The 20,768-nt window shown below is 62.4% G+C and carries 26 protein-coding genes; 14 read left to right on the top strand and 12 right to left on the bottom strand.

From position 1 onward, the window contains the following. Positions 1-274 precede the first annotated feature (274 nt). From HMI60_RS21030 to HMI60_RS09640, 3 genes are all read right to left on the bottom strand, one after another. Positions 275-595: a hypothetical protein gene (locus HMI60_RS21030; protein ID WP_370584102.1), complete on the bottom strand. Its 321-nt coding sequence runs from the start codon at positions 593-595 to the stop codon at positions 275-277. Between the two features lie 215 nt (positions 596-810). Beyond that, complete coding sequence (locus HMI60_RS09645) at positions 811-1,968, bottom strand: serine hydrolase (RefSeq protein ID WP_193591053.1); 1,158 nt, start codon at positions 1,966-1,968, stop codon at positions 811-813. Positions 1,969-2,179: 211 nt separating this feature from the next. Further along, complete coding sequence (locus tag HMI60_RS09640) at positions 2,180-3,070, bottom strand: EamA family transporter (protein WP_193591052.1); 891 nt, start codon at positions 3,068-3,070, stop codon at positions 2,180-2,182. 96 nt (positions 3,071-3,166) lie between these two features. Between HMI60_RS09640 and HMI60_RS09635 the strand changes: the two genes are divergently transcribed. Then, positions 3,167-3,670, top strand: coding sequence for a MarR family winged helix-turn-helix transcriptional regulator (locus HMI60_RS09635; protein ID WP_193591051.1), 504 nt, complete (start codon positions 3,167-3,169; stop codon positions 3,668-3,670). Positions 3,671-3,902: 232 nt separating this feature from the next. After that, positions 3,903-4,292 carry a hypothetical protein gene (locus tag HMI60_RS09630; RefSeq protein ID WP_193591050.1) on the top strand — a complete coding sequence of 130 codons (390 nt, stop codon included), beginning with the start codon at positions 3,903-3,905 and terminating at the stop codon, positions 4,290-4,292. 28 nt (positions 4,293-4,320) lie between these two features. Here HMI60_RS09630 and HMI60_RS09625 read toward each other — a convergent pair whose 3' ends face one another. Continuing rightward, positions 4,321-4,515: a hypothetical protein gene (locus HMI60_RS09625; RefSeq protein WP_055974540.1), complete on the bottom strand. Its 195-nt coding sequence runs from the start codon at positions 4,513-4,515 to the stop codon at positions 4,321-4,323. Positions 4,516-4,635: 120 nt separating this feature from the next. Here HMI60_RS09625 and HMI60_RS09620 point away from each other — a divergent pair, with 120 nt between their 5' ends. From HMI60_RS09620 to HMI60_RS09605, 4 genes are read left to right on the top strand one after another with little or no spacing between them, the layout of a single operon-like run. After that, a complete protein-coding gene (locus tag HMI60_RS09620; protein ID WP_018777176.1) occupies positions 4,636-4,953 on the top strand; it encodes a helix-turn-helix transcriptional regulator in 318 nt (105 codons plus the stop codon). Continuing rightward, positions 4,946-5,353: an SRPBCC domain-containing protein gene (locus HMI60_RS09615; RefSeq protein WP_193591049.1), complete on the top strand. Its 408-nt coding sequence runs from the start codon at positions 4,946-4,948 to the stop codon at positions 5,351-5,353. The genes HMI60_RS09620 and HMI60_RS09615 overlap by 8 nt, the downstream gene beginning before the upstream one ends. A 57-nt stretch (positions 5,354-5,410) precedes the next feature. After that, complete coding sequence (locus HMI60_RS09610; protein WP_193591048.1) at positions 5,411-5,983, top strand: hypothetical protein; 573 nt, start codon at positions 5,411-5,413, stop codon at positions 5,981-5,983. Between the two features lie 46 nt (positions 5,984-6,029). Further along, entirely contained in the window at positions 6,030-6,278 is a 249-nt protein-coding gene (locus HMI60_RS09605) for a PLD nuclease N-terminal domain-containing protein (protein ID WP_193591047.1), read from the top strand. Between the two features lie 63 nt (positions 6,279-6,341). Here the strand turns inward: HMI60_RS09605 and HMI60_RS09600 are convergent, their stop codons facing one another. Both HMI60_RS09600 and HMI60_RS09595 read right to left on the bottom strand, forming a co-directional pair. Beyond that, a complete protein-coding gene (locus HMI60_RS09600; RefSeq protein WP_064722008.1) occupies positions 6,342-6,647 on the bottom strand; it encodes a transcriptional regulator in 306 nt (101 codons plus the stop codon). Continuing rightward, positions 6,644-7,087, bottom strand: coding sequence for a hypothetical protein (locus HMI60_RS09595; protein ID WP_039240175.1), 444 nt, complete (start codon positions 7,085-7,087; stop codon positions 6,644-6,646). The genes HMI60_RS09600 and HMI60_RS09595 overlap by 4 nt, the downstream gene beginning before the upstream one ends. Before the next feature lie 180 nt (positions 7,088-7,267). Between HMI60_RS09595 and HMI60_RS09590 the strand changes: the two genes are divergently transcribed. Continuing rightward, on the top strand, positions 7,268-8,455 hold the full coding sequence (locus tag HMI60_RS09590) for a TerC/Alx family metal homeostasis membrane protein (protein ID WP_018777168.1): 1,188 nt from the start codon (positions 7,268-7,270) through the stop codon (positions 8,453-8,455). Positions 8,456-8,591: 136 nt separating this feature from the next. Here the strand turns inward: HMI60_RS09590 and HMI60_RS09585 are convergent, their stop codons facing one another. The 3 genes from HMI60_RS09585 to HMI60_RS09575 form a co-directional block, all read right to left on the bottom strand. Then, complete coding sequence (locus HMI60_RS09585; RefSeq protein WP_193591046.1) at positions 8,592-9,959, bottom strand: MFS transporter; 1,368 nt, start codon at positions 9,957-9,959, stop codon at positions 8,592-8,594. Positions 9,960-10,126: 167 nt separating this feature from the next. Further along, entirely contained in the window at positions 10,127-10,864 is a 738-nt protein-coding gene (locus tag HMI60_RS09580) for an ANTAR domain-containing response regulator (protein ID WP_039240170.1), read from the bottom strand. A 223-nt stretch (positions 10,865-11,087) separates the two neighbouring features. Beyond that, the gene (locus tag HMI60_RS09575; protein ID WP_193591045.1) at positions 11,088-12,065 is read right to left on the bottom strand and encodes a nitrilase family protein; all 978 of its coding nucleotides are present in this window, start codon (positions 12,063-12,065) and stop codon (positions 11,088-11,090) included. Between the two features lie 110 nt (positions 12,066-12,175). Here HMI60_RS09575 and HMI60_RS09570 point away from each other — a divergent pair, with 110 nt between their 5' ends. Continuing rightward, a complete protein-coding gene (locus tag HMI60_RS09570) occupies positions 12,176-13,054 on the top strand; it encodes a LysR family transcriptional regulator (RefSeq protein ID WP_193591044.1) in 879 nt (292 codons plus the stop codon). A 187-nt stretch (positions 13,055-13,241) separates the two neighbouring features. Beyond that, on the top strand, positions 13,242-13,742 hold the full coding sequence (locus HMI60_RS09565; protein ID WP_193591043.1) for a GNAT family N-acetyltransferase: 501 nt from the start codon (positions 13,242-13,244) through the stop codon (positions 13,740-13,742). A gap of 14 nt (positions 13,743-13,756) precedes the next feature. On the opposite strand, the gene HMI60_RS09560 is transcribed toward HMI60_RS09565, so the two are convergent. After that, positions 13,757-14,446, bottom strand: coding sequence for a hypothetical protein (locus HMI60_RS09560; RefSeq protein WP_193591042.1), 690 nt, complete (start codon positions 14,444-14,446; stop codon positions 13,757-13,759). A gap of 257 nt (positions 14,447-14,703) precedes the next feature. Here HMI60_RS09560 and HMI60_RS09555 point away from each other — a divergent pair, with 257 nt between their 5' ends. From HMI60_RS09555 to HMI60_RS09540, 4 genes are all read left to right on the top strand, one after another. Continuing rightward, positions 14,704-15,459, top strand: coding sequence for an SDR family oxidoreductase (locus HMI60_RS09555; protein WP_193591041.1), 756 nt, complete (start codon positions 14,704-14,706; stop codon positions 15,457-15,459). Between the two features lie 35 nt (positions 15,460-15,494). Then, positions 15,495-15,926: a VOC family protein gene (locus tag HMI60_RS09550; RefSeq protein ID WP_055974487.1), complete on the top strand. Its 432-nt coding sequence runs from the start codon at positions 15,495-15,497 to the stop codon at positions 15,924-15,926. After that, positions 15,923-16,420 (top strand): DinB family protein, encoded by a 498-nt coding sequence (locus tag HMI60_RS09545; protein ID WP_193591040.1) that lies wholly within the window; start codon positions 15,923-15,925, stop codon positions 16,418-16,420. The genes HMI60_RS09550 and HMI60_RS09545 overlap by 4 nt, the downstream gene beginning before the upstream one ends. Before the next feature lie 69 nt (positions 16,421-16,489). Beyond that, the gene (locus HMI60_RS09540) at positions 16,490-17,242 is read left to right on the top strand and encodes a metalloregulator ArsR/SmtB family transcription factor (RefSeq protein WP_193591158.1); all 753 of its coding nucleotides are present in this window, start codon (positions 16,490-16,492) and stop codon (positions 17,240-17,242) included. Positions 17,243-17,312: 70 nt separating this feature from the next. Here the strand turns inward: HMI60_RS09540 and HMI60_RS09535 are convergent, their stop codons facing one another. Both HMI60_RS09535 and HMI60_RS09530 read right to left on the bottom strand, forming a co-directional pair. Continuing rightward, positions 17,313-18,305 carry a nucleoside hydrolase gene (locus tag HMI60_RS09535; RefSeq protein WP_193591039.1) on the bottom strand — a complete coding sequence of 331 codons (993 nt, stop codon included), beginning with the start codon at positions 18,303-18,305 and terminating at the stop codon, positions 17,313-17,315. 78 nt (positions 18,306-18,383) lie between these two features. Continuing rightward, the gene (locus tag HMI60_RS09530; RefSeq protein ID WP_193591038.1) at positions 18,384-19,844 is read right to left on the bottom strand and encodes an MFS transporter; all 1,461 of its coding nucleotides are present in this window, start codon (positions 19,842-19,844) and stop codon (positions 18,384-18,386) included. Positions 19,845-19,980: 136 nt separating this feature from the next. Between HMI60_RS09530 and HMI60_RS09525 the strand changes: the two genes are divergently transcribed. Then, a complete protein-coding gene (locus tag HMI60_RS09525) occupies positions 19,981-20,754 on the top strand; it encodes a GntR family transcriptional regulator (RefSeq protein WP_193591157.1) in 774 nt (257 codons plus the stop codon). Positions 20,755-20,768 lie beyond the last annotated feature (14 nt).

Raw genomic sequence — 20,768 nt, 5'->3', positions numbered from 1 at the left:
CGCACGCCGCAATTCCGCCTCCGGGTGACTCGGAAATACTCCGACCCAAGTACGAGCACCGCCCCCACCAACTGCCAGACCGGCAACGCCTCCCCAGGAAAACGACCCCCACCACTTTGGCCACAAGCGGGCTCAGGAATCCCAGGAACGAGACCACCATCGTCGGCAGCCGCTGGATCCCCGGAACCAGACGGCGTAAGCCACCAAAGCGCCGATGACGCTGAGGTAAGCGAAGCCCGCAACATTAGGCAAGGTCACCGACGTCGGCAGTCCTTCAACAACCCAGCGTCACCGGCAGGAGCATGATGCCTCCCACCGCTAACTGCAGGCCGGTAAACCCAAGCAGCCCCACGCCGTCGGGCCTTCCCCAACGCTTGGTCAGGACAATGCCCGCCGCCATGCTCAGCGCGCCCGCCATCCCGGCAAGCACACCGATGGCGGTCAACGTCGCATTGGACCTCAGGACCAGCAACCCGACTCCGGCAGCACCCACAGCGCAGGCAACCACGTGGGTCAGGCGAATCCACTGCCCCAGCAACGGCACTCCCAGAAGCAGTACGAACAGGGGCTGAATCGACCCGACCAACGCCGCCACCCCACCCGGCAACTGGTACGCAGTAAAGAAAAGCAGGAAGAAGAACAGCCCAATGTTCAGTGGAGAGGCCGGCCTGCGTTTGCCATCCCACCGACAATCAACAGCACTTCCTCGCCCCAAGGAGCCGTGGGGACAAGCCGGCGAACTGCTACTCAGTAGGCTCAGGCCGGAAGTCCCACCGTATACCCGTTAACCCACCACTCAGTCGCCGCCCCCTACCCACACAACCGATCCTGCACCTCCATCAGCGCCGACAGTATCTGGCTGCTCATCAGATCACGTTCGTACAGCGTGCCGGGATTCTCTCGCGGCGACGGCTCCGGCGCTGGGGAAACAGTCATGGTTGCTTCGTACCGCCCATCGCTGGAACTGAGTGCGATGGTCCGGAAGTCGAGGAAACCGCCCCTGGCGAAGAACCTCGGTGCGCCGCTGCAGTCCGGTGACCACTTGTACACCCCCAGCGCGAAGGAGCCGATGACAGCCTTCTTCATCTCAACCAAAGCGCCGGCGGAGATCAGCCGGCCACCAAACAGGCCAGCCATGAAGTCATTGATGTCGGACATGGTCGAGACCACGCTTGGCATAGGGGAACCGAGCCGTTCCAGTGCGGTGCCGCCGGTGACACGCTTACCCTCAATGCTGACGTAGCCCTTGAGCAAATCAGCCGCGTCCGATACCTCCCCGTCGACGGAAGTGTGGCTTAGCCCCAGAGGGTTGATGATGTCATCGCGAAGAATCTGCTCGTAGCTCTTCCCACGGAACTTTTCCAGAATCAGTCCCAGGGCCAGGTTGTTCGAGTCCGAGTACTGGAACAGCCCGACAGTCCGCGATTCCCAAGGCAACGTACTGGCCAACCTCAAAGCTTCAAGCGCGGTCAGTCCCTGGTTGGAACCGGACACGTAGTCATCCACGCCCCGGAACATCAGGTCTCCGTAGGAGGGCATTCCCGAAGTGTCGGAGAGTAATTGGCGCAAAGTGATCGGGATAGGCGGCTTGAGGCCAACCGCAAAACCCTCCAAGAGCCCGTTGACGGGATCATCAAGAGCGATCAATCCATCGTCAACGAGTTTCAGCACAGAAACCGCCGTCATGGTCTTGGTAACACTGGAAACCGGGACGCGATCCTGCGGCTGGGCTGGTTGCCTGGTGTCAAGGTCGCGGACACCGTAGGCCTTCGACCATTTGCCGCCCGGCCACCGCACCTGCGCGAGGACGGCCACAGCGTCCTGGGCCATGAAGGCGTTCATCGCGTACTCCAGTGAGGCGATCGCCTCGGCGTCACCGAACGACGACGACGGCGAGGGCGACGGCGACGGCGACGGGCCCGGCGATGTGCACCCCGCCAGAACCGTCACAACCAGAAGTGCAGTCAACCGAATCAGCCAGCCCCGGCGCCTCATCGACACACCAACCTTGACGGAATGTCAGACCTCGGAACCAGCTCCCATCACGGCCACGACTAGCCGATGAACGCTGGTTCCTGGATACGGCTCAGGGCCGCCACAACGCAGCTCCGCACCGCGCAAATAGCGATGCAGCTACGTTGATCGTCCTCCCACGCCACCCGCGGGACAAGTATCAGCGTCAGCTCAGCACTTCCGCCTGCACCGGCTGCCGCCGCCCCGCACCAGCCGCCGCTCGCTGCACCAGATACACCGAGGCCAGCACCAACAACGCGCCCACCAATTGCCACCCCGACAACGCCTCCCCCAGGAACACGAACCCCAGCACCGTCGCGACCAGCGGGCTCAGGAATCCCAGGAACGAGACCACCATCGTCGGCAGTCGCTGGATCCCCCGGAACCACACCGCGTAGGCCACCAAGGCGCCAATGACGCTGAGGTAGGCAAAGCCCGCAACGTTAGGCAAGGAGACCGACGTCGGAAGTCCTTCAACCACCAGCGTCACCGGCAGGAGCATGGCCCCGCCCATCGCCAACTGAAGGCCGGTAAACCCAAGCAGCCCCACGCCGTCGGGCCTCCCCCAGCGTTTGGTGAGAACAATGCCGGCCGCCATGCTCAGCGCGCCCGCCATCCCGGCAAGCACACCAATGACCGTCAGCGACGCGTCGGAACGCAGAACCAACAAACCGACCCCGGCAGCTCCCACGGCGCACGCCACGATGTGCGCGAGACGGATCCTCTCCCCCAGCAGCAACGCACCCAGGAAGAGCACGAACAGGGGCTGGATCGACCCAACCAACGCCGCCAACCCACCCGGCAACTGGTAGGCGGTGAAGAACAGCAGGAAGAAGAACAGCCCGATGTTCAGTGCGCCCAGTGCCGCTGCTTTGAACCACCACGTTCCCCGCGGCCATGTCCGGGTGACGAGCATCAGCACGATTCCGGCAGGCAGGGCCCGCACGGTTGCGGCAAGGAGCGGCCTGTCGGCGGGAAGGAATTGAGTTGTCACCAGATAGGTGGAACCCCAGACCATCGGCGCGAGCGCGGTGATGAAGAGGTCGCGGGGAGACATCCGAGCCATTGTTCACTTCCATACATTTCGATGTCGAACTATTTGATGTATGACAATGTAGGTGTTGTACTGTTTGAGGTCAAGCATGGGAGGGCAATGGACCGCGACGCAGTGGACACGATTCTTGACCAATGGAACCGGGAGCGCCCCGATCTGGATGTCAGCTCCATGGGCATTTTGGGCCGGCTCGCAAGGGCGAACCGTTTGGCGTCACTCGATGTCCAGAAGTTCATGAACCAATTCGGGCTGGAACCTTGGGAGTTCGACGTCCTGGCAACGCTGCGGCGCTCCGCAGCTGAGGCCCCCCTCACCCCTGGCCGGCTCGCCAGCCTCACCATGATCGGTTCCGCAGCCATGACCAACCGCGTCGACCGCCTGGTCAACCGCGGTCTGATTCACCGCGAGACCAACCCTGACAACCGCCGTCAACTACTGGTCAGCCTCACGCCTGAGGGACTCGCCCTGGTCGACGAAGTGGTGGAGCATCACGTGGAGAATCAGCAGAAGATGCTCGACGGCCTCTCCAAAACCGAACGCGAACAGCTGGCGAACCTCCTGCGGAAGTTCCTCCTGGCAAACAACGACAGCGAACCCTCCTGAGCGGGTAGCGTCGCCCATGCGAGGATGAGGGGTGGACACTTCCTCTGAGCAGCTGGCGATCGCAATCGGCAAGGCCATGGTGGGTGGTGACGGCACTTCCTACGATGCAATCTCACTATGCCAAGCTGGTGGGCACACTGAGCGGTACGCCATCTCAGTGCTTCCAAGAGGCTTCATATGGTCCGCGACGCGGCTATTGGACGGAACCACCCAGAGCTTTGACCCTCACACCATGACTGTTCAGGTTGACGGCGCAGCCCAGCATTCCCTCTCCATAGAGCGCGTCCCCCGCGCCTTTCCTGAGTCCGTTCAGTTGGCCTTCCCACTCTCCCTCCCCATATGGGGCCGGAGCATGGACAGCTACCATCCGGCGGCCGTGGAGATAAATGGCACAGACACAACACTGCTGCTAAGGCACCGCTCCGACCCAACAATCTTTGGATCCTTCACGTTCGAAACGGAAAGCGGAGTCGCGAAAAGCTACTTCACGCCCAGCGAGGTACGGAAGCTGGAGCGCGAGTCAAAACCGGACGACGGCGGAATAGACTTCGGCTTCGTAGCGGGCATTGGGGAGAGCCTGCCACCAGGGATGCAGTATCCCACGAAATCTACGCAGACATAGAGGTGGCATCCAGTCCATCACTACCGGATCACTCAGACTCGCCGGCCTCCCGGGGTGCAGCCTTCTGCTTGGCTTTCCGGAGGACATAAACTCCGTAGCACCCGAATCCCAGCATGAGCACGGCCCCCGCGGCCCGCCACCAGACCAACGGTGGCCACATCGCAAAGATGATCGCCAAGGCAAAGAACATCACTACTTGCAATGGGCTCGGTGCGTTCTTCACAGGTCTTCCCCCCGAACTGGCGAAATCTTCCTTGAACTGTGAGTCTACGAAACAACCCGAATGTCACAGCGTAAGACGACCAACTTTTCATTTCGGAAATTTCCGACATATCATAAACCCGTGCCCTCCGACGTCTTCGGTGCCCTCGCGAACCCCTCGCGGCGGACCATCCTCGATACCCTCCTCGCCGGTCCCCTGACCGCGGGCGAACTGACGGGTCGACTGGAGCTCAGCCGCTCATCGGCGTCGGAACACCTGGCCGTCCTCAAGGAGGCAGGCCTGATCCGCGAGGAACGGCAAGGCAGGCACAGGATCTACCACCTCCAGCCGCAAGGACTGCGTGAAGTCAGCGGTTGGCTGCAGCACTACGAGCATTACTGGAACCAGAGGCTCGATGCCCTGGCCGGTCTTCTGGATGAGGAGAACACCCATGACTGAAAACGCCATCCGCCTCGAGCGCACCTTCCCCCACCCCAAAGAAGCCGTGTGGGCCGCCCTCACGACGCCGGAACTGCTTGCCCGCTGGTGGGCGCCTGGCGATATCGCACCCGTGGTCGGACACCGCTTCACCATGGACATGGGCGGCTGGGGCCAGCAGCAGTGCGAAGTCACCGCCGTCGAGCCCGGCGATTCCATAACTTTCGTCTTCGCCGAAGGCGCCTTGGACACGACCATCACCTGGACGTTGGAAACGGTCGACGCCGGGACAACACTTCACTTCGAACACGCCGGCTTCAACCTGGACTCACCCATGGGACGGCAGGCCATCGAGGGCATGGGCAACGGCTGGCCGGGCCTGCTGGGGCGGATCGGGCAGGTGTTGGTGAGCGTGGGCTAGGATCGCCGCGGTGACGGGTTCCCGCCTATAGCTCGAAGTAGGTGGAGAATCACTCGTATGGGTGGATCTATGTATCAAGCGGCAAACGACTATTCAGTATCGGAGGATGCCCGCCGAGCTCGCAGCTCCCGCGCGGAGGAATTCGGCCAGTTCGCCTACGGATTCTCTGCTACCGCGCCGAGCCCGCTCTCGATCTCGGGTCCATCGGAAGTCGAGACAGGGCTCGTGGTCGATGCACGCTTCGACCATCCGCCTATTGAAGGTGAAACCAGCCCACCGACAGAATGGCTGATCACCCTCAAGCCCGTTCTCAACCATCCACTGGGTGCCGGGCAGCTTATTGACCTTCTAGCCAAGGAACTTGTTCGATTTGGTCTTGGTCAAATGGTTGCCACGAATCCCACGGAACTACTCCGGGCACTCGCCAGCGCCAGCGCCCAGCCGACGTCCATAACCGTCAACGGCGTCGCAACCGTCGGGTGGAGTCTTGAACTTGCTGAAGTCCGGGGGTTAGTCGCCGGTTCCCATGGTCGGGTGTTCATGTGGCTCGCCACGCGAGTCTCATCAGCTCCCAAGCTCTTGGTCACGAAAGACCTGGGCTCATATGTGCGGGCACTGCTCGGCACCTAGACCGGCTGCTATATTGCAGGGAACCGCATGTTCAAGGGGGAACGGCATGGAAGCTTTGCAATGGATACCAGCGATCTTGGCGGGAGCCGCGGCACTCTTTGTCATGGGATCAATCATTTGGGGCTTGTTCGACGTTCTTGGTGACAAGCGCCTTGACCAAGCAACGCGAACTGTATGGGCGCTACTGATCTTCGCCCTGCCGCTCATTGGCATCTTGGCATGGCTTTACACCAAACCCCAGATCGCCGGCGGCAGTGACCACGTCCGCCTGAAAAAACCCTTTAGGGGCACTTAGCCGCCGGGCGCCCGGCCCCCGCAAGCCGCGCCCCGCCGTCGTACGGCTTCCGACGGCTTGCCGTCACCCGCCCGCAATCTCCCGCAGCGTCTGCAGGTGCGCAGCCCACACGTCCCGGCCCAATGCCGTCAGACTGGCCGACGTCCGCGGCATCTTCCCGGCGAAGCTCTTTTTGATCTTCACGTACTCGGCCTTCTCCAGGATGGCCAGTTGCTTGCTCAAGACGGAATCGCTCACCTGGATGGCATCGCGGATGTCCTTGAAGTCCATCGATTCCGCGCCGGCGAGCGCAGCCATGATGGAGAACCGGACGGGTGAATGGACCAACTCGTTGAGCTTGTGGCGCGGGTGCTCCGCCGGGGCGCTCATGCGCGCAGCTCACGGAAAGCCGCTGCCAGGCCCACTGCACCGAGAGCAATGGCCGCCGGGAGGTAGAACCACAGGTTGCCGTCCCGGAAGAACGAGGCGCCCACCACGAGCGCCACTATGTAAAGGGCAAAGTACGCAAACAGGGACGTGAGGAAGCGCCTGGTGTAGCCGGCCTTGGTGGACCGCTGGAACATGGGCCAGACGGAGGCTGTGATGGCAGCCCAGGCACCCACCGAAATGGCTAACAGGGCTGCGCCGTAACCTGTCACGAGCACGATGTGCATACCGATCATGAGCAGCGATCCAATGATCGCGAGGCTGGTAAAGGTGACGGCAACCGGCCAGGCGGCTGCGTTGGTTGAGGTGGCACTGATGGCCTCTGCCTTGGCAAGGAGCTCGCGTGCTTCTGCAGCGGAAGGGCCGCCTGTGGTGTCGTTCATGGTTCCCCCAAAGGTGCGTTTACTTGATAGAGCAACTCTAAGAAAGTACTTTTCAGTCTGTCAAGTACTTTCCATTGCACTCCCGTTACCACCAGCCCCGCCAGACCCGGTAAATTTGATTCCACGAGTTTGACCCTCGGTGAGCAACACCACTCGCGCGCCTCACGAAAGCAGGATCATATGACCGTCTCTCCCCTCATCTGGGGCATCACCATCGTCGTCATTCTGGCGCTCTTGGCCTTTGACTACTTCTTCCACATCCGCAAGGCCCACGTTCCTTCCCTGAAGGAAGCAGCCATCTGGTCGTCCATCTACGTAGGCCTGGCCGTCGTCTTCGGCATCCTGGTACTGGTCTTTGGCGGAGCACAGATGGGTTCGGAGTACTTCGCCGGATACATTACGGAGAAGGCCCTCTCGGTCGACAACCTTTTCGTCTTCCTGATAATCATGGCGAGCTTCCGGGTGCCGCGTGAAGACCAGCAGAAGGTCCTGTTGTTCGGCATCGTGTTCTCACTGATCGCCCGCACCGGCTTCATTTTCCTCGGCGCCGCGCTCATCAACTCGTTCGCCTGGGTCTTCTACATCTTCGGCCTCATCCTGCTCCTTACGGCCGGAAACCTCCTCAAACCCGGCGACCACGGCGACGACCAAGCGAACAACTTCATCATCCGACTCGCCAAAAAGCTCTTCCACACTACGGATAAATACGACGGCGACAAGCTCTTCACCATGGTCAACGGCAAGCGTGCCCTGACTCCCATGCTCCTGGTGATGGTGGCCATCGGCGGCACGGACATCCTCTTTGCCCTCGACTCCATCCCCGCTATCTTCGGCCTGACGCAGAATGTCTTCATCGTGTTCACGGCGACGGCGTTCTCGCTGATGGGCCTGCGCCAGCTCTACTTCCTGATCGACGGACTGCTGGACCGCCTCATCTACCTCTCCTACGGCCTGGCGGCCATCCTCGCGTTCATCGGCGTCAAGCTGATTCTCCACGCGCTGCACGAGAACAACCTGCCGTTCATCAATGGCGGTGAACACGTCAACGTCATCGAGATCACCACAGGCCTCTCGCTGAGCGTCATCATCGGCGTCCTGGTCATCACCGTGGTGCTCTCACTGATTAGCCCGGCAGGCAAGGCCCAAACTGCCATCAACAACGCCCGCCGCCACGCCGTGGACTACTTGGACCTCGACTACACCGCCGACGCCAATGAGCGCGAGCGTATCTACCGGGCATTGACCGCGGAGGAAGCCCAGATCGTCCAGATGCCCCTGAAATATCGGAACAAGGCCAAGGACGTGGAGAAGATCCGCGAACAGGTGGCAGAAGCCCACCGCCAGCACGAGGCGTTCCTCAACCGCTAAGCACAGCCCTCGGTTCAGCATGAAAAACGGGACTCTGGCACCACTGCCAGGGTCCCGTTTCGATGTTCACCTGCACATTCGATGACGGGCAACGTCGAATGCGCAGCGGACCATCGAATCGGACCCAACCGATCCGCTAAACGGCCGCCGGTTTCCGCCACAGCACCGCGAGCACCAGCACCACGGCACTAAGCCCGAGCATCACCAGGACCATGATGCCCCAGTTCGCCTGGTTCACACCCGGACCGTACAGCACGCCGATCAGCACGGTTGCGGTGATCGCGCCAAGGTAGCGGCACGTCTGGAAGATGCCAGCCGCCACACCCCTCTCCTCGGGACGGGCCGAAACATACAGGCCTTGGTTCGACGCCGTACTGACCACACCATACGGAACACCCATCAAGGCAGTCAGCACGAACACCACCGGAGCCCACAACGTCATCGTCAGGACGCCAAGTGTTCCTGCCGCGAGCGTCAAAATCCCGACGCCGGCGATCAGCACCGAACGCACACCGAACCGCTCAATGAACCGCACCGTCAGCGGCGTCACCACAACCGACAACGCCGCAAGGGGAAGCATCAGCAGGCCTACAACACCGGCGTCGTAATGGCCTGCTTCCTGCAGCAGCTGCGGCAGGCCGAAGAACGCAAAGTAGTACACGCCGCTGAAAACAATGAACAGCATGTAGACCAGCAACAGCGGCCGGTTGCGGCCCAGCAGCCGGAGGTCCAGGAACGGCGGCCTGAACCGCAGCTCGCGCCAGGCAAAAAGCGCGCCAATCACGGTAGCCGCTCCCAGAAGGTACCAGCGGTAGCCCGGCATCACGTTGAGCAGCGCCATCATGGCGAGCATGAGGGAGGTGACGAACGCGAGGATGCCGGGGATGTCGGAATCCCGTATCAGCGTTCCCAGCGAACCGGTCTCCCTCCCGGAATCGGCAGGTGCAGTTTGCCGGACAACAAACAACGCGAGCAACGCGATGGGCACGTTGATCGCGAACAGCGCCTGCCACCCCACCAGGCTCACCAACAGGCCGCCCACCACGGGACCCACAGCAGCGGCCGAGGTGTTGGCCATCTGGATCCGGCCCAGCGGCCGGGTGGACGGCAAGTTCGCCAGCCGGCTTAGTTCGGTGACCATCACGACGGCGGACGGGTACGCCGTCGCGGTCCCTACAGCCATGAGCGCGCGGGCCACGCAAACCAGCGCAAAGTTGGGCAGGAACGGTGCGATCGCACAAGTAACAGCGACCAAGGCCATGCCGAACATGAACAGCCGCCGGGGCCCGAAGCGGTCAGCCAGCCTGCCCATGAGGGGTTGCCCTGCCGCGGACGCCAGATAGAACGAGGTGATCACCCAGGTGACTGTTGCGACGTCGAGCTCAAAATGCTCCCGAAGGACCACCAGTGCCACAGCGATCATGGACGAGTTCAGCGGGTTCAGTGCAGTTCCGAGGCTCAGCGCAGCAATCGCGAGCCCAGGACGGGGTTTCTTGGCGGTCACCCAACCCAGTCTGCTCCATGGTTGCCTCGGGTTACGAAACGGGTTCGGTGGGCGGACTTACTGGTTCGGGCAAATTTTGCTGGATCATCCGGAGTGGCACCGGCACCCAACCCTGGAATTCCGCGGGTGCACCGATGTGCGGGCGACGATGATCCAGCAGAATGTACTCACTCCTCGAAGTGCGTGGTGATCTTCCCGGAAGACACAGCCGCGATGATGGACTTGGCCAGATGCCGCAGCTTGATGTTCCGGTTGCTGGAGGCCGTCCGCAGGATAGTGAAAGCTTCCTCCTGGCTGCAATGGTTTTGCGCCATGATCGCCCCGACCGCGAGGTCGATGACGGTGCGCGACTGCATCGCTGTTGCCAGGTCGTTCCGGGCATCGCTGAGTTGTGCGATTTTCAAGGCGAGACGCAGCGACTTGGAGGCGTGGGAGGCGAAAACCTCGGCCCGCTCCATGTCCTCGGCTTGGAACGCATCCGGTTTCTCGGAGTACAGGTTCAGGGCAGCGCGCGTATCGCCCTCGACCAGGAGCGGAACGCTCAGGATGGAGCGAAGCCCTTGGTCGGAGGCGGCCTGGATATAGGCCGGCCAACGCTGGTCGCTCAGGAGATCCGGGACCAGTACGGGGGTGAGCTTGTCCATGGCCGTGAGGCAGGGACCTTCGAAGGTGCTTTGGAGCTGATCCATGACGCGGGCGCGCTCGTCACTGCTTGCGGCAGTTGCCGACTTCTTGCGACGTAACACTGTGATGCCGCTGTATACCGGGCTCTCCGGGTGAGAGAGGCTCTCGGCTGAGAAAGCCGCGAGGTCGCTGAGAAAAGCCTCAACGTCCTCGCTTCCCAGGACGAGATCCAAAAAGTATCCGTTCTGGAGAGCTTCATGCTCGGGGAGGGGGTTGACCATGCACGTTCCTACTGACTGAAATGCGTCCCCAGCAGACAGCAAAGGAGCGAAAAGGGCCGCCCTCTGCAAAACGGTCTGGCAATACCTTATCGCCCAACGATCGACGGTACAAAGTGCGGCGCAAGACGTCGTTGACCTGCGGCTATGGTGAAACGCCCCCTGATGGTTTACCCCCTCACCCTGAGTCGGGCCCGCTAGCCGCTGGCCACGAGAGAACGTTCGTTCAGACGTCCACAGGGTCCTTGGAGAAGCGCGCTGCACGAGCGTCCAGCTCGTTTCCCTGCTGGCGGCCGAGGATGCCGTACAGCTCTGGCCTGCGGCCACGAATCCATCTGCGCCCGGTTGAAAGTGGCACGAGATCAAAGTCCAGATCTGCCGTTACCACGGCTTCGTCCGCCACCCAGGTCTCGGCCACGATCGTTCCGTAGGGATCGATGATCATCGCATTCCCCGTCCGGATCTCGTCGTCGTCGCGGCCCACACCGTTGCTGAAAAGGATGAACATGCCGTTGTCGTGGGCACGGGCAGGCAGCCACCGCATAAGCCACCCACGGCCGTTGACCCCCCGGAACGCGTCCTCGATGGCCGCGGGATCCGCTGCACGGTTGTCCCATAGCTCTGCCGGGACAGGCTTCATGCCCAGGGGACTGGCCGAGTTGGTCCCGCCCGTCTGGTGGGGAGCGATAAGCACCGTTGCCCCGAGGAGGGCCGTGGCACGCACATTCTCCACCAGGTTGTTGTCCCAACAAATCAGAATCCCTGCTTTGACACCCCAAGGCGTATCGAACACTGTGAACTCCGAGCCGCTACTGATGGCCTCGTGCTCGAAGGCGTGGAGTTTCCGGTGGGTGTGAACGGTCCCGTCCGGGAGGCAGACGGAGTAGGAATTGAAAAGCCTCCCGTCGGCCTGTACTTCCAGGAACCCGATACCGATCCCCAGTTCGAGCTCTGCGGCAAGCTTCCTGATGGTTTGGACGTGTTCACCGTCCTCGGACTGTGCTAATTCATACAAGCGTTCCGGGGTCTGCTTGCGTAGATGCCAGTAACCGATCAGGCACATTTCCGGGAACGCAACAATCCGGGCGCCGTCCCTCGCCGCCTTGATGGCCAGCCGGCGAATGGTCCTTAGATTGAGGTCCGGGCGATCCGGGGCGGCTTCGAACTGGACAACCGAAGCGCGAAGGGTGGGGGCGGTGATCATTGGTTTCTCCTTGGTTGGGACACCTCCCATGCTCGCCTCCACCTAGCATTCCGTCTAATGAAACTTTAAGGACTTTTGATTCCCTTCGGGAATGAAACTAGGATCCCAGAATGGAACTACGGCTGATTCGCTCCTTCGTTGCTGTCGCCGAAACCGGGAACTTCGGGTTGGCGGCCAAGGCGCTTTCCACCACGCAATCCAACCTCACCAAACAGATTCAGCTCCTGGAGCGTCAGGCCGGAAGCCAGCTGTTCACCCGGGGTCGGCATGGGGCAGCACTCACCCGTGCCGGAGAGGCGCTGCTTGCCGATGCGGTCGACCTCGTGCGCCGCGCCGACGGGCTCGCACAGCGCATGGAACGTATCGCGGCGGGGGCTGAGGGTGCGTTGAAGGTGGGATTCGGCATGTCCGCGATCGACGTGGCTCCGCGTGCTGTGGCCGCCTTCAGGACCGAACATCCGGCCATCGACATCGGATTGGACGACATGTCATCCACAGCGCAGTTCGAGGCACTGCGCAACGGGACGCTCAGTATCGGATTTGTTCGGCTGCCTGCCCCACCGGACATTGACACCCGGATGATTCGCCGCGATCGTCTGGCCCTGGCGATTCCCAAGAGTGAGTCGGCTCCCCTATCGACCCGGGATGCGCTGCATCGGTTCATCGATGGTCGTCCTCTCATTCGCCTTAATCCGGCGCGCGGCCCAGGACTCACTGCCCAAACCAGCAATCTCTTCTCGGATCTGCGCGCACGGCCAGGCGTCCTCTATGAGACCTCGGACCTTCTCACTGTGCTGGCGCTCGTTGCAGCCGGAGCCGGCTCCGCCGTGGTTCCCGCCAGCACCTCGGCCATCGTTCCGGAAGGCGTGCAATTGGTGCCCATCGACCTCGAGTCCTCAGTGTGGAGCATTGGAACCGCGTGGCTGCCCGGAAACAACGACCCACTCATCCCATTGTTCCTGCAATCCATCGACGCCCTCAGTCTTTAGCCGGCCCCGCCGTCGAGCCCCTCACCACCAACTCAGTCCCCAGCTCGATCCTGTAGGTTCACGACCCACTTTGACATTCGGTGGCCCCAAATTCAGCCGATTCCGGTTGCATAAGCGTCCAACGGAGTTCAAAGAAGGTAGCGGAAGCACGGCCCACGGCGGGGTCAGCGGCCGGTAGGCTTCGGAGATGCTCCCCCTCCCAACCAAACGATTGCGCTTTCGCGAGATGACGCCAGCTGACATCGACGGGATGAGCAGCCTGCTCGGTGACCCCCACGTCATGACGTACTACCCGGCGCCCAAAACCCTGGAAGAAGCAGCCGCCTGGATCGACTGGAACCGGGCGAACTATGCCCACCACGGGTACGGGTTGTGGATCGTGGAAACCCACGACGGCGATTTTGTCGGCGACTGCGGGTTGACGTGGCAGAACGTCAATGGCCGGTCCGAGCTTGAGGTTGGTTACCACGTACGCCTGGATCTTCAGCGGCGGGGCTATGCCACGGAAGCCGCTTTGGCCTGCCTCGAATACGCCCGGGACGTGGTGGAAGTTGATCGCCTGGTAGCCATCATCCACCCCGACAATGGTGGCTCGAGGCGCGTCGCCGAACGGATCGGAATGCGGCACCTTGAGGACGACCTTGCGGGCTCCACGGTTCGGACCGTGATGGGTGTCAGGCTCCGTTAGCTGCCTCTCCGGCGTCACGCAAACTTCACGTCCGTGTCCGGGTCCTTCCGGGTATCCAGCATTCCGGCGATCTTGCCTTCCAGGGCGGCGACCGTTGCTTCCGGCAGGACAATCAGCCCGTCGAGTTCCTTGCGTGCGCGCTTGTACGCAGTTTGCCGTTCCGCAGGTGTAGCTGCGGTGTCCTCCGCAATGCGCAGCAGTTTCCGTGCCGTAGCCAGTCGTTGCCGCTCCGGGCCGCTGAAGTTACCGTCCTTGATTCTCCGGGCTTCGCGTTCGGCTACGTCGAAGGCCAACTCGTAGCTGTGGACTGCCGCGCGGTACTCGGCGAGCCGGGCCGGCGTCGAAATTTCTTCAGGCGCTCCGGGACGCAAGCCGTCGGCTTCCTTCTTGGCGCGCAGGAAAGCGACGGTCAGTGGCTCACGGACGTCGGTCATCAGCGGAAAGTCGATGAGATTGCCGACGTCGAGTTCGTACTCCAGCCATCTGTGATTGACCGAATCGTGGGCGGACATCAGCGAAACCACTTCGGCCTGGTTCGCTTTCTCATGCACGGCCAATTGGTTTCGCAGCTTCAGCAGTTCCACCTTGCGGCGGTGCCGCTCTTCACTCGCTTTGGACCACGATCTCGCCCAACCGCCAGCCATCCCGCCGATGGGGAAGATGAGCCACCAGTAACTGCCAAGGAAGTCGAAGAGGGGTTCCACCGCTCCATCCTCCCACCGCTGCCGACGGTGCCTCAACAGGCCATGGCGAGTCGCTCAATCATCTGGATTTTTGGGCCCGCAGACGCTGCCACCGATCGGAACTTCAACGTCAAGCAGCCACACTCACTGGCTTGCTTATAGAACCCAATAAGCACCGAGCATTAGATCCTCTATCCCTAAGCTAATCTAGGCATAAGCCAGCCTTGTCCACCGGATATGCTCCTTCCGACCGTGATTACGTCTTGGAAGGACACACCTTGCCTACTACGAATGACCACAACGACGTGGCATCCACCCCCGCCCTCAACGTTGTGGTGGCCGGTTCCACCAGCGCGGCAGGCCAGGCAGTGGTGAGCGCGTTGCTCGCCGCAGGAGCCCGTGTTGCCGCCGTCGACCTCGACGCCGCCCGCCTGGAGGAACTCGCCCAGAACCACGACGGCGTGATCCCCTACACGTGCAACCTCGCGAACCTTGAGTCGGTGGAGAAGCTGGCCGCCGCAGTTCGAAGCGACCTGGGCCCAGTGGACGGACTCATCCACCTGGTCGGCGGATGGCGCGGAGGCGACGGAATCACGGGTCAGAAGGACGAGGACTGGGACGTCCTGCACACCAGCATCATGACCACTCTCCGGAACACCTCCCGCGTGTTCTACCCGGATTTGGAGGCATCACCGCGGGGTCGCTTGGCTATTGTTTCCGCCACGGCGGCAGCGAACCCCACCGCCGGGGGCGCCAGCTATTCGGCCATCAAGGCCGCCTCCGAAGCATGGGTCCTCGGCGTCGCCGACGGTTTCAACGCAGCCCAGTCCGGCCACAAGACTGAGCCCAAGGAACAGACCTCGGCCGCCGTGGTTTTCATTGTGAAAGCCCTTTTGGACGATGCCATGAAGGAGGCCGCGCCGCACCGCAAGTTCCCCGGCTACACGCATGTCAACGAACTTGGCGAACACATCGCCGCGCTCTTCGACGCCCCGGCTTCCCATCTGAACGGCACCCGTCAGCGCCTGAGCTAGCTTCCGGCGTCGTACCCTGTCGCTAGCATGTCCGTATGGACCAGCGACTGCACTTCATCACGTTCGCCACGCCTGATCTCGACCGGGCCCGCGCCTTTTACAAGGACGGGCTCGGTTGGGAGCCGCTCATGGACGTGCCCGGCGAAATCCTCTTCTTCCAGGTTGCCCCGGGTTTGATGCTCGGCCTGTTCGACGCCGAAAAGTTCGACCAGGACCTGGCCAGCGGCATCCAAACCCCTGGTGTGAGTGGAGTGACGCTCTCCCACAACGTCGGCAGCGCAGCGGAGGTCTCCCGCACCATCGACGCACTTGTGACTGCGGGCGCCACGCTGATCAAACCCGCACAGGCAGGCGCTTTCGGCGGCATCTTCCACGGGCACGTCAAGGATCCCAACGGCATCGTCTGGGAGATCGCGTACAACCCCGGCTGGCGAATCGACAATAACGGAAAGGTGGTTTTTGAATGAGCGCATCTACGCAAGAGGTCACCAACGAGGACATCCGGACGCAGTTCGAGGCGTTTCTGGACGAGCACCGCCGTGCGCTCACCGCCAGTCTGGACGGTCTCACCGAAGAACAGGCACGACGGCGGCTGGTCCCGTCGCGTACGACGCTTCTGGGCCTGGTGAAGCACGCGACTTTCGTGGAAAAGGTGTGGTTCGACGAAGCCATCACCTGCAGGTCGCGGGCCGACATTGGCATCCCCGCCACACCTGACGAGTCCTTCATCCTTGGCGCAGATGACACCATCGCCAGCATTCAAGAGGCATACTCGGTGGCCTGCGAAGCTTCGCGGAAGGCTACGTCGGACCTGGGGCTGGACGACCTTCTCCCCGGTAACCGCCGCGGACCCCTCCCCTTGCGCTGGGTGTATCTGCATATGCTGCGTGAACTGGCCCAGCACTGCGGGCACGCGGATATCCTGCGGGAACAGGTGACTCCTCCGAACGTCGAAGCATAGGTCTTGCAGCCCGCCTCTCCCTACGAAAAACCGTTGACACGTGACCAAAAGGTCACCTATCCTGATCCCATGGACGCCGTGTTCAAGGCCTTGGCTGACCCCACCCGCAGGGAACTTCTGGACGAGTTGTTCCGCGCGGATGGCCAATCTGCCACCACCCTCGGAGCCCGGTTCGAGATGACCCGTTTCGGCATCGCAAAGCACCTCAAACTGCTTGAGGATGCCGGGTTGGTGGTTGTCCGCCGTCGAGGACGCGAGAAGCTGCACTTCCTGAATCCGGTCCCCATCCGCCTCATCCACGATCGCTGGGTGAGTAAATACGCAGAACCATGGGCCGCTGCCCTCAGCGACCTCAAATCCAGATTGGAAAGTCCCATGGAAAAGATCTTCGAGATTTACATCAAGACCACGCCGGAAAAGCTTTGGGAGGCCATCACCGACAGCGATATCCGCAGCAAATACCAGTTCGGGAACACCTTGACGTCGGACTGGACGCCGGGCAGCCGCTTCGAGATGCGCAACCCCAAAGCGGACGCGCCGCTGGGTGAAGGCGAGAACATCGAGGTCGATCCCCCACGCAGGCTCGTCCAGACCATGACGGCGCTGTGGGGCGAGGACGTCAAGGCCGAGGGAACATCGCGGATCACGTGGGAGATCGAGCCAGTCGGCGATTCCTGCCACCTCACCGTCACGCACGATCAACTCCGCGAAGGGGCGAACGACCAGCTCTACGGCGGCTGGCCCATGATCCTCTCCGGCCTGAAGACCTGGCTGGAAACCGGGGAAAAGCTCACCACGCCCGGTTCGCTGATGTACGCATAAGGCCCTTAAAGATGGACGACGACGGCGGGCCGCTGCCGCCGTCGTCGTCGATACCTCAGTCTCCCGCCCGTCAGGCGACGGGCTGTGCTACCTGCTCTTCGCTGAGCCAAGCCGTCTGCAAGGTGCCCAGCAGGTGGGGAGCGAAATCCTCGCCGATCTCCAGGACGACGCGGCATCGCGCGCCGCGCTGCTCCGGGAACCCGGCGTACTGTCCTCGGAGATCGCAGACCGTCTGGCCCCGGCCCGGGCCGTCGGTGGTGTCCACTTGGACCCGGACGGTCGGGGCCAGGGTGGGTTCTACTCCCCTGACGGCGATGGCGGCGGCAAGGGGATCGTGCATGGCCGAGCAGGCCCGTCCGAAAATGTCGATATAGAAGCCGAAGTAGTAGCCCAGCATCTCCCCCAAGGCCTGGGACACCGGGTGTTTAGTGGACAGCAGCTCCTGGCGGTGGTTTTCCTCCAGGACGTTGGTCATGGTGACATCCAGGGGAACCAGCGTCACGTTCCAGTCCGCGGCCAGGACCTCGGCTGCGGCCTCGGGGTCGTTGGCGATGTTGGCTTCGGCCACAGGAGAGATGTTTCCCGGTGCCAGCGCAGCGCCGCCCATGATGGTCACCTCGGCAATAAGCTCAGGCAGCTTCGGTTCCAGCCGCAACGCTTCGGCGATATTGGTCAGCGGACCGATGGCCACCAACCGCAGCTCCCCGGCGTACTGGTGGGCCAACTGGACCAACAGTTCGGCAGCCGTGGTCTTCACCGGTTCGCGGTCTGAAGGAACCAGGTCCACTCCGCCGATGCCGTTATCGCCATGGACGTGCGGGGCGCCCCCATGGAAAGTGCCCACCTGGGGATCGTGCGCGCCGACTGCCACGGGAATGTCCGGGTGGCCCACAAGATTCAGCAGGTCCAGGGTGTTGCGGGCGCCGCCGGCCGCACTGACGTTGCCGCTCACGGTCCCGATTCCTACGAGCTCGGCCTTGGCTGAGGCCAGGAGGTAGGCGAGGGCGAGGGCGTCGTCGATGCCGGTATCGCAGTCAAGGAAGAAGGGTGCAGGCTGGTTCACAGGTCTCTCGTTTCAGGTGTAGCGGTGATGGGGGTTCTGCTGGGTGTCCGCGCGGAACCGGCGGACCGGCGTCGCGCGTTAGATCTTTTCGCCTTTCGGCGCGGCGATGAACAGGCTGACAACGAACGCCAGGGCAGTGATGGACACCGAAATCCAGAGGGCAGCAGAGTACCCGGCGGCGGTGCCTTGGCCTGCGAACGGCGCAACAACCACGACGCCGAGGCTCGCCCCGATCCCGAAGGAGGCGCCGTTGATGCCCGGCAGAGCTGCGGGTGCTTCCTTGGGCGAGAGCAGGACGGACAGGCCGTTGATGGCAGTGAGGAAGAATCCGTTGTAGAAAATGCCCAACGCGGCGATGGCGATGAGGACCGCGATCTGGTTGTGGGCGAACAGGGCGGCGATGATCGCGCAGGCGAGGCTGGTTGCGGTGCCTACACGGACGGTCTTGATCCAACCGCGGCGGTCGGCGATCCAGCCGGCCAGCGGAGCGGCGAACACGCCAATCAGTGCTGCAGGGGTGAGGAACAGCAGGGCTGCCACCGACGCGGACAGTCCGAAGCCGTTGTCCTTGTCCTGGCTGAGCAATACCACGGTGAAGTTGATGATGGCGAAGATGCCCGCAAGTGTCAGCACGGTGGTGGCGATGACAGGCCACACCTGGCGGGAACGGAGGTGGTGGACTGCAACCAACGGGGTTTCGCGCTTTTTCTCGATGAGCCAGAAGGCCGTGAACGATGCAATACTGCCGGCCAGCAGTCCGAGGGCCGCCGGTGAAGTCCAGCCGGCAGAGGAACCCGTGGACACGAAGTAGGTGATGAACACCAGGAACACCGACAGGGAACCCGCTCCCCACCAGTCCATCCGGCCCGGAGCCACGCTGGACCTACCGCCCGGGACTACCTTGATGACACAGACGACGGCGATGGCTGCCAGCACCAGCACGGCGACGAAGATCGACTGGAAGCCCAGGGTCTCGGCCATGAGCCCGCCAAAGTAGCCGTCCACGCCACCAACTCCACCGTTGATGGCGGCAATGATCCCAATGGAGGTGCCGAAGAGCCGGGCGGGCAGGTACTCGTTCAAGACGATGTAGGAGAGGGCGAAGATCGCGCTGGAGACGCCCTGCATGAAGCGGCCCGTCACCAGCAGCGGCAAGGTCGGGGCGAAGATGCACAACACGGTTCCGGCGCCCATGATGGCCAGCACCAGCAGCAATGCGTTGCGGCGGCCTATGAAGTCGCTCCACCGGCCAATCACAGGACCGGAGATGGCGCCGGCGAGGAAGAACATGGATTGAACCTGTGCGACGGCTTCCGGGGTCTCGCCGAAGAAGGAGCCGATATGCGGCAGTGCGGGGGTGATCATGCTGGCGTTGAGTTGGAACGCCAGGACGGCCAGGACCAGCGTGGTGATCAGCAGTGCGGCAGCTTTGCCGTGCACCCTGCCTTCGTCGCGGGCGTCAAGATCGCCGGCCGGGGTTTGCGGGTCTACGGCCTGCGGATCTGCAGCCTGCTGGCCTGTGGCGGTGGGGATGTTCACATCAAACTCCTTTGTCCAGGGGCGCGGGGCGGCGCCACGAGATGTGAGTTGTTATACAAGCATGTATTACGAGCTTGTGCAACCTGTCACATTCATCCGGTACAGTGTCGGTAACCCATTCCAAGTGAGGCCTCTCTTGACCGACAAAGCCGTCCCGTTCCTGTCCCGTCCCATAGCTACCCAGCCCGGGCAGCCCCTTCGTGTTGCCGCGTACTCGCGCATCGCAGAGGCGATCCGGACAAAGATCCTGCCGCCGGGTTCGCTGCTCCCCACCGAGACCGAGCTGGGCACCATGATGGATGTCAGCCGCACCGTGATCCGGGAAGCGTTGATGTTGCTGGAAGAAGACGGCCTCACCCGGGCACGCCGTGGAGTCGGACGGTTCGTGGCTGATTCACTGCCCAGGATCGGCATTGAACACATCCGCCCGTTCGATCAACTCCTTGGCGGGCCGGACCAGGACATCCAGGTCAAGCGCGTGGCAGCCATCAAACAACCGGCGTCGGAGTTCGTTGCGCCGGGTATCGGAGTGGAGCCCGATGAGGACGTCTGGTTCTGGGAGAGCGTGCTCATCCGCAACGGCGAGCCCGTGGCCCACCTCCAGGAAAACGTCGCACAGGGAATTCCCGAAGCCGACCAACTCGCCGAGGCAGCAGAGGCGCCCACGCTTTCCGCGTCCACACTCCTGGAGGTGCTCAGCGGACTACCCGGCGCTTCCCTGGGACCCGGCGAATGCGAGATCAGCCTCAGCACGGCCGGACCAAGCCGTGCAAAGCTGCTGGGACTGCGCCCCTCTGATCCGGTGCTGGTCCTCACCCAGTACGTGCGCCGGAACGGCTCCCCGTTCTACCTCGCAAAATGCCTCGTAGCCGCGAAAGCCGGCCACCTCTCCGTCATCCAGTCCTCCTGACATTCAGCTGATTT

The sequence above is a fragment of the Paenarthrobacter sp. YJN-D genome (genome assembly GCF_015040335.1).
In the GTDB taxonomy this organism is placed as follows: domain Bacteria; phylum Actinomycetota; class Actinomycetes; order Actinomycetales; family Micrococcaceae; genus Arthrobacter; species Arthrobacter nicotinovorans.
The sequence above is the reverse complement of the archived record's forward strand: the minus strand, read 5'-3'. Positions and strand labels throughout refer to the sequence as shown.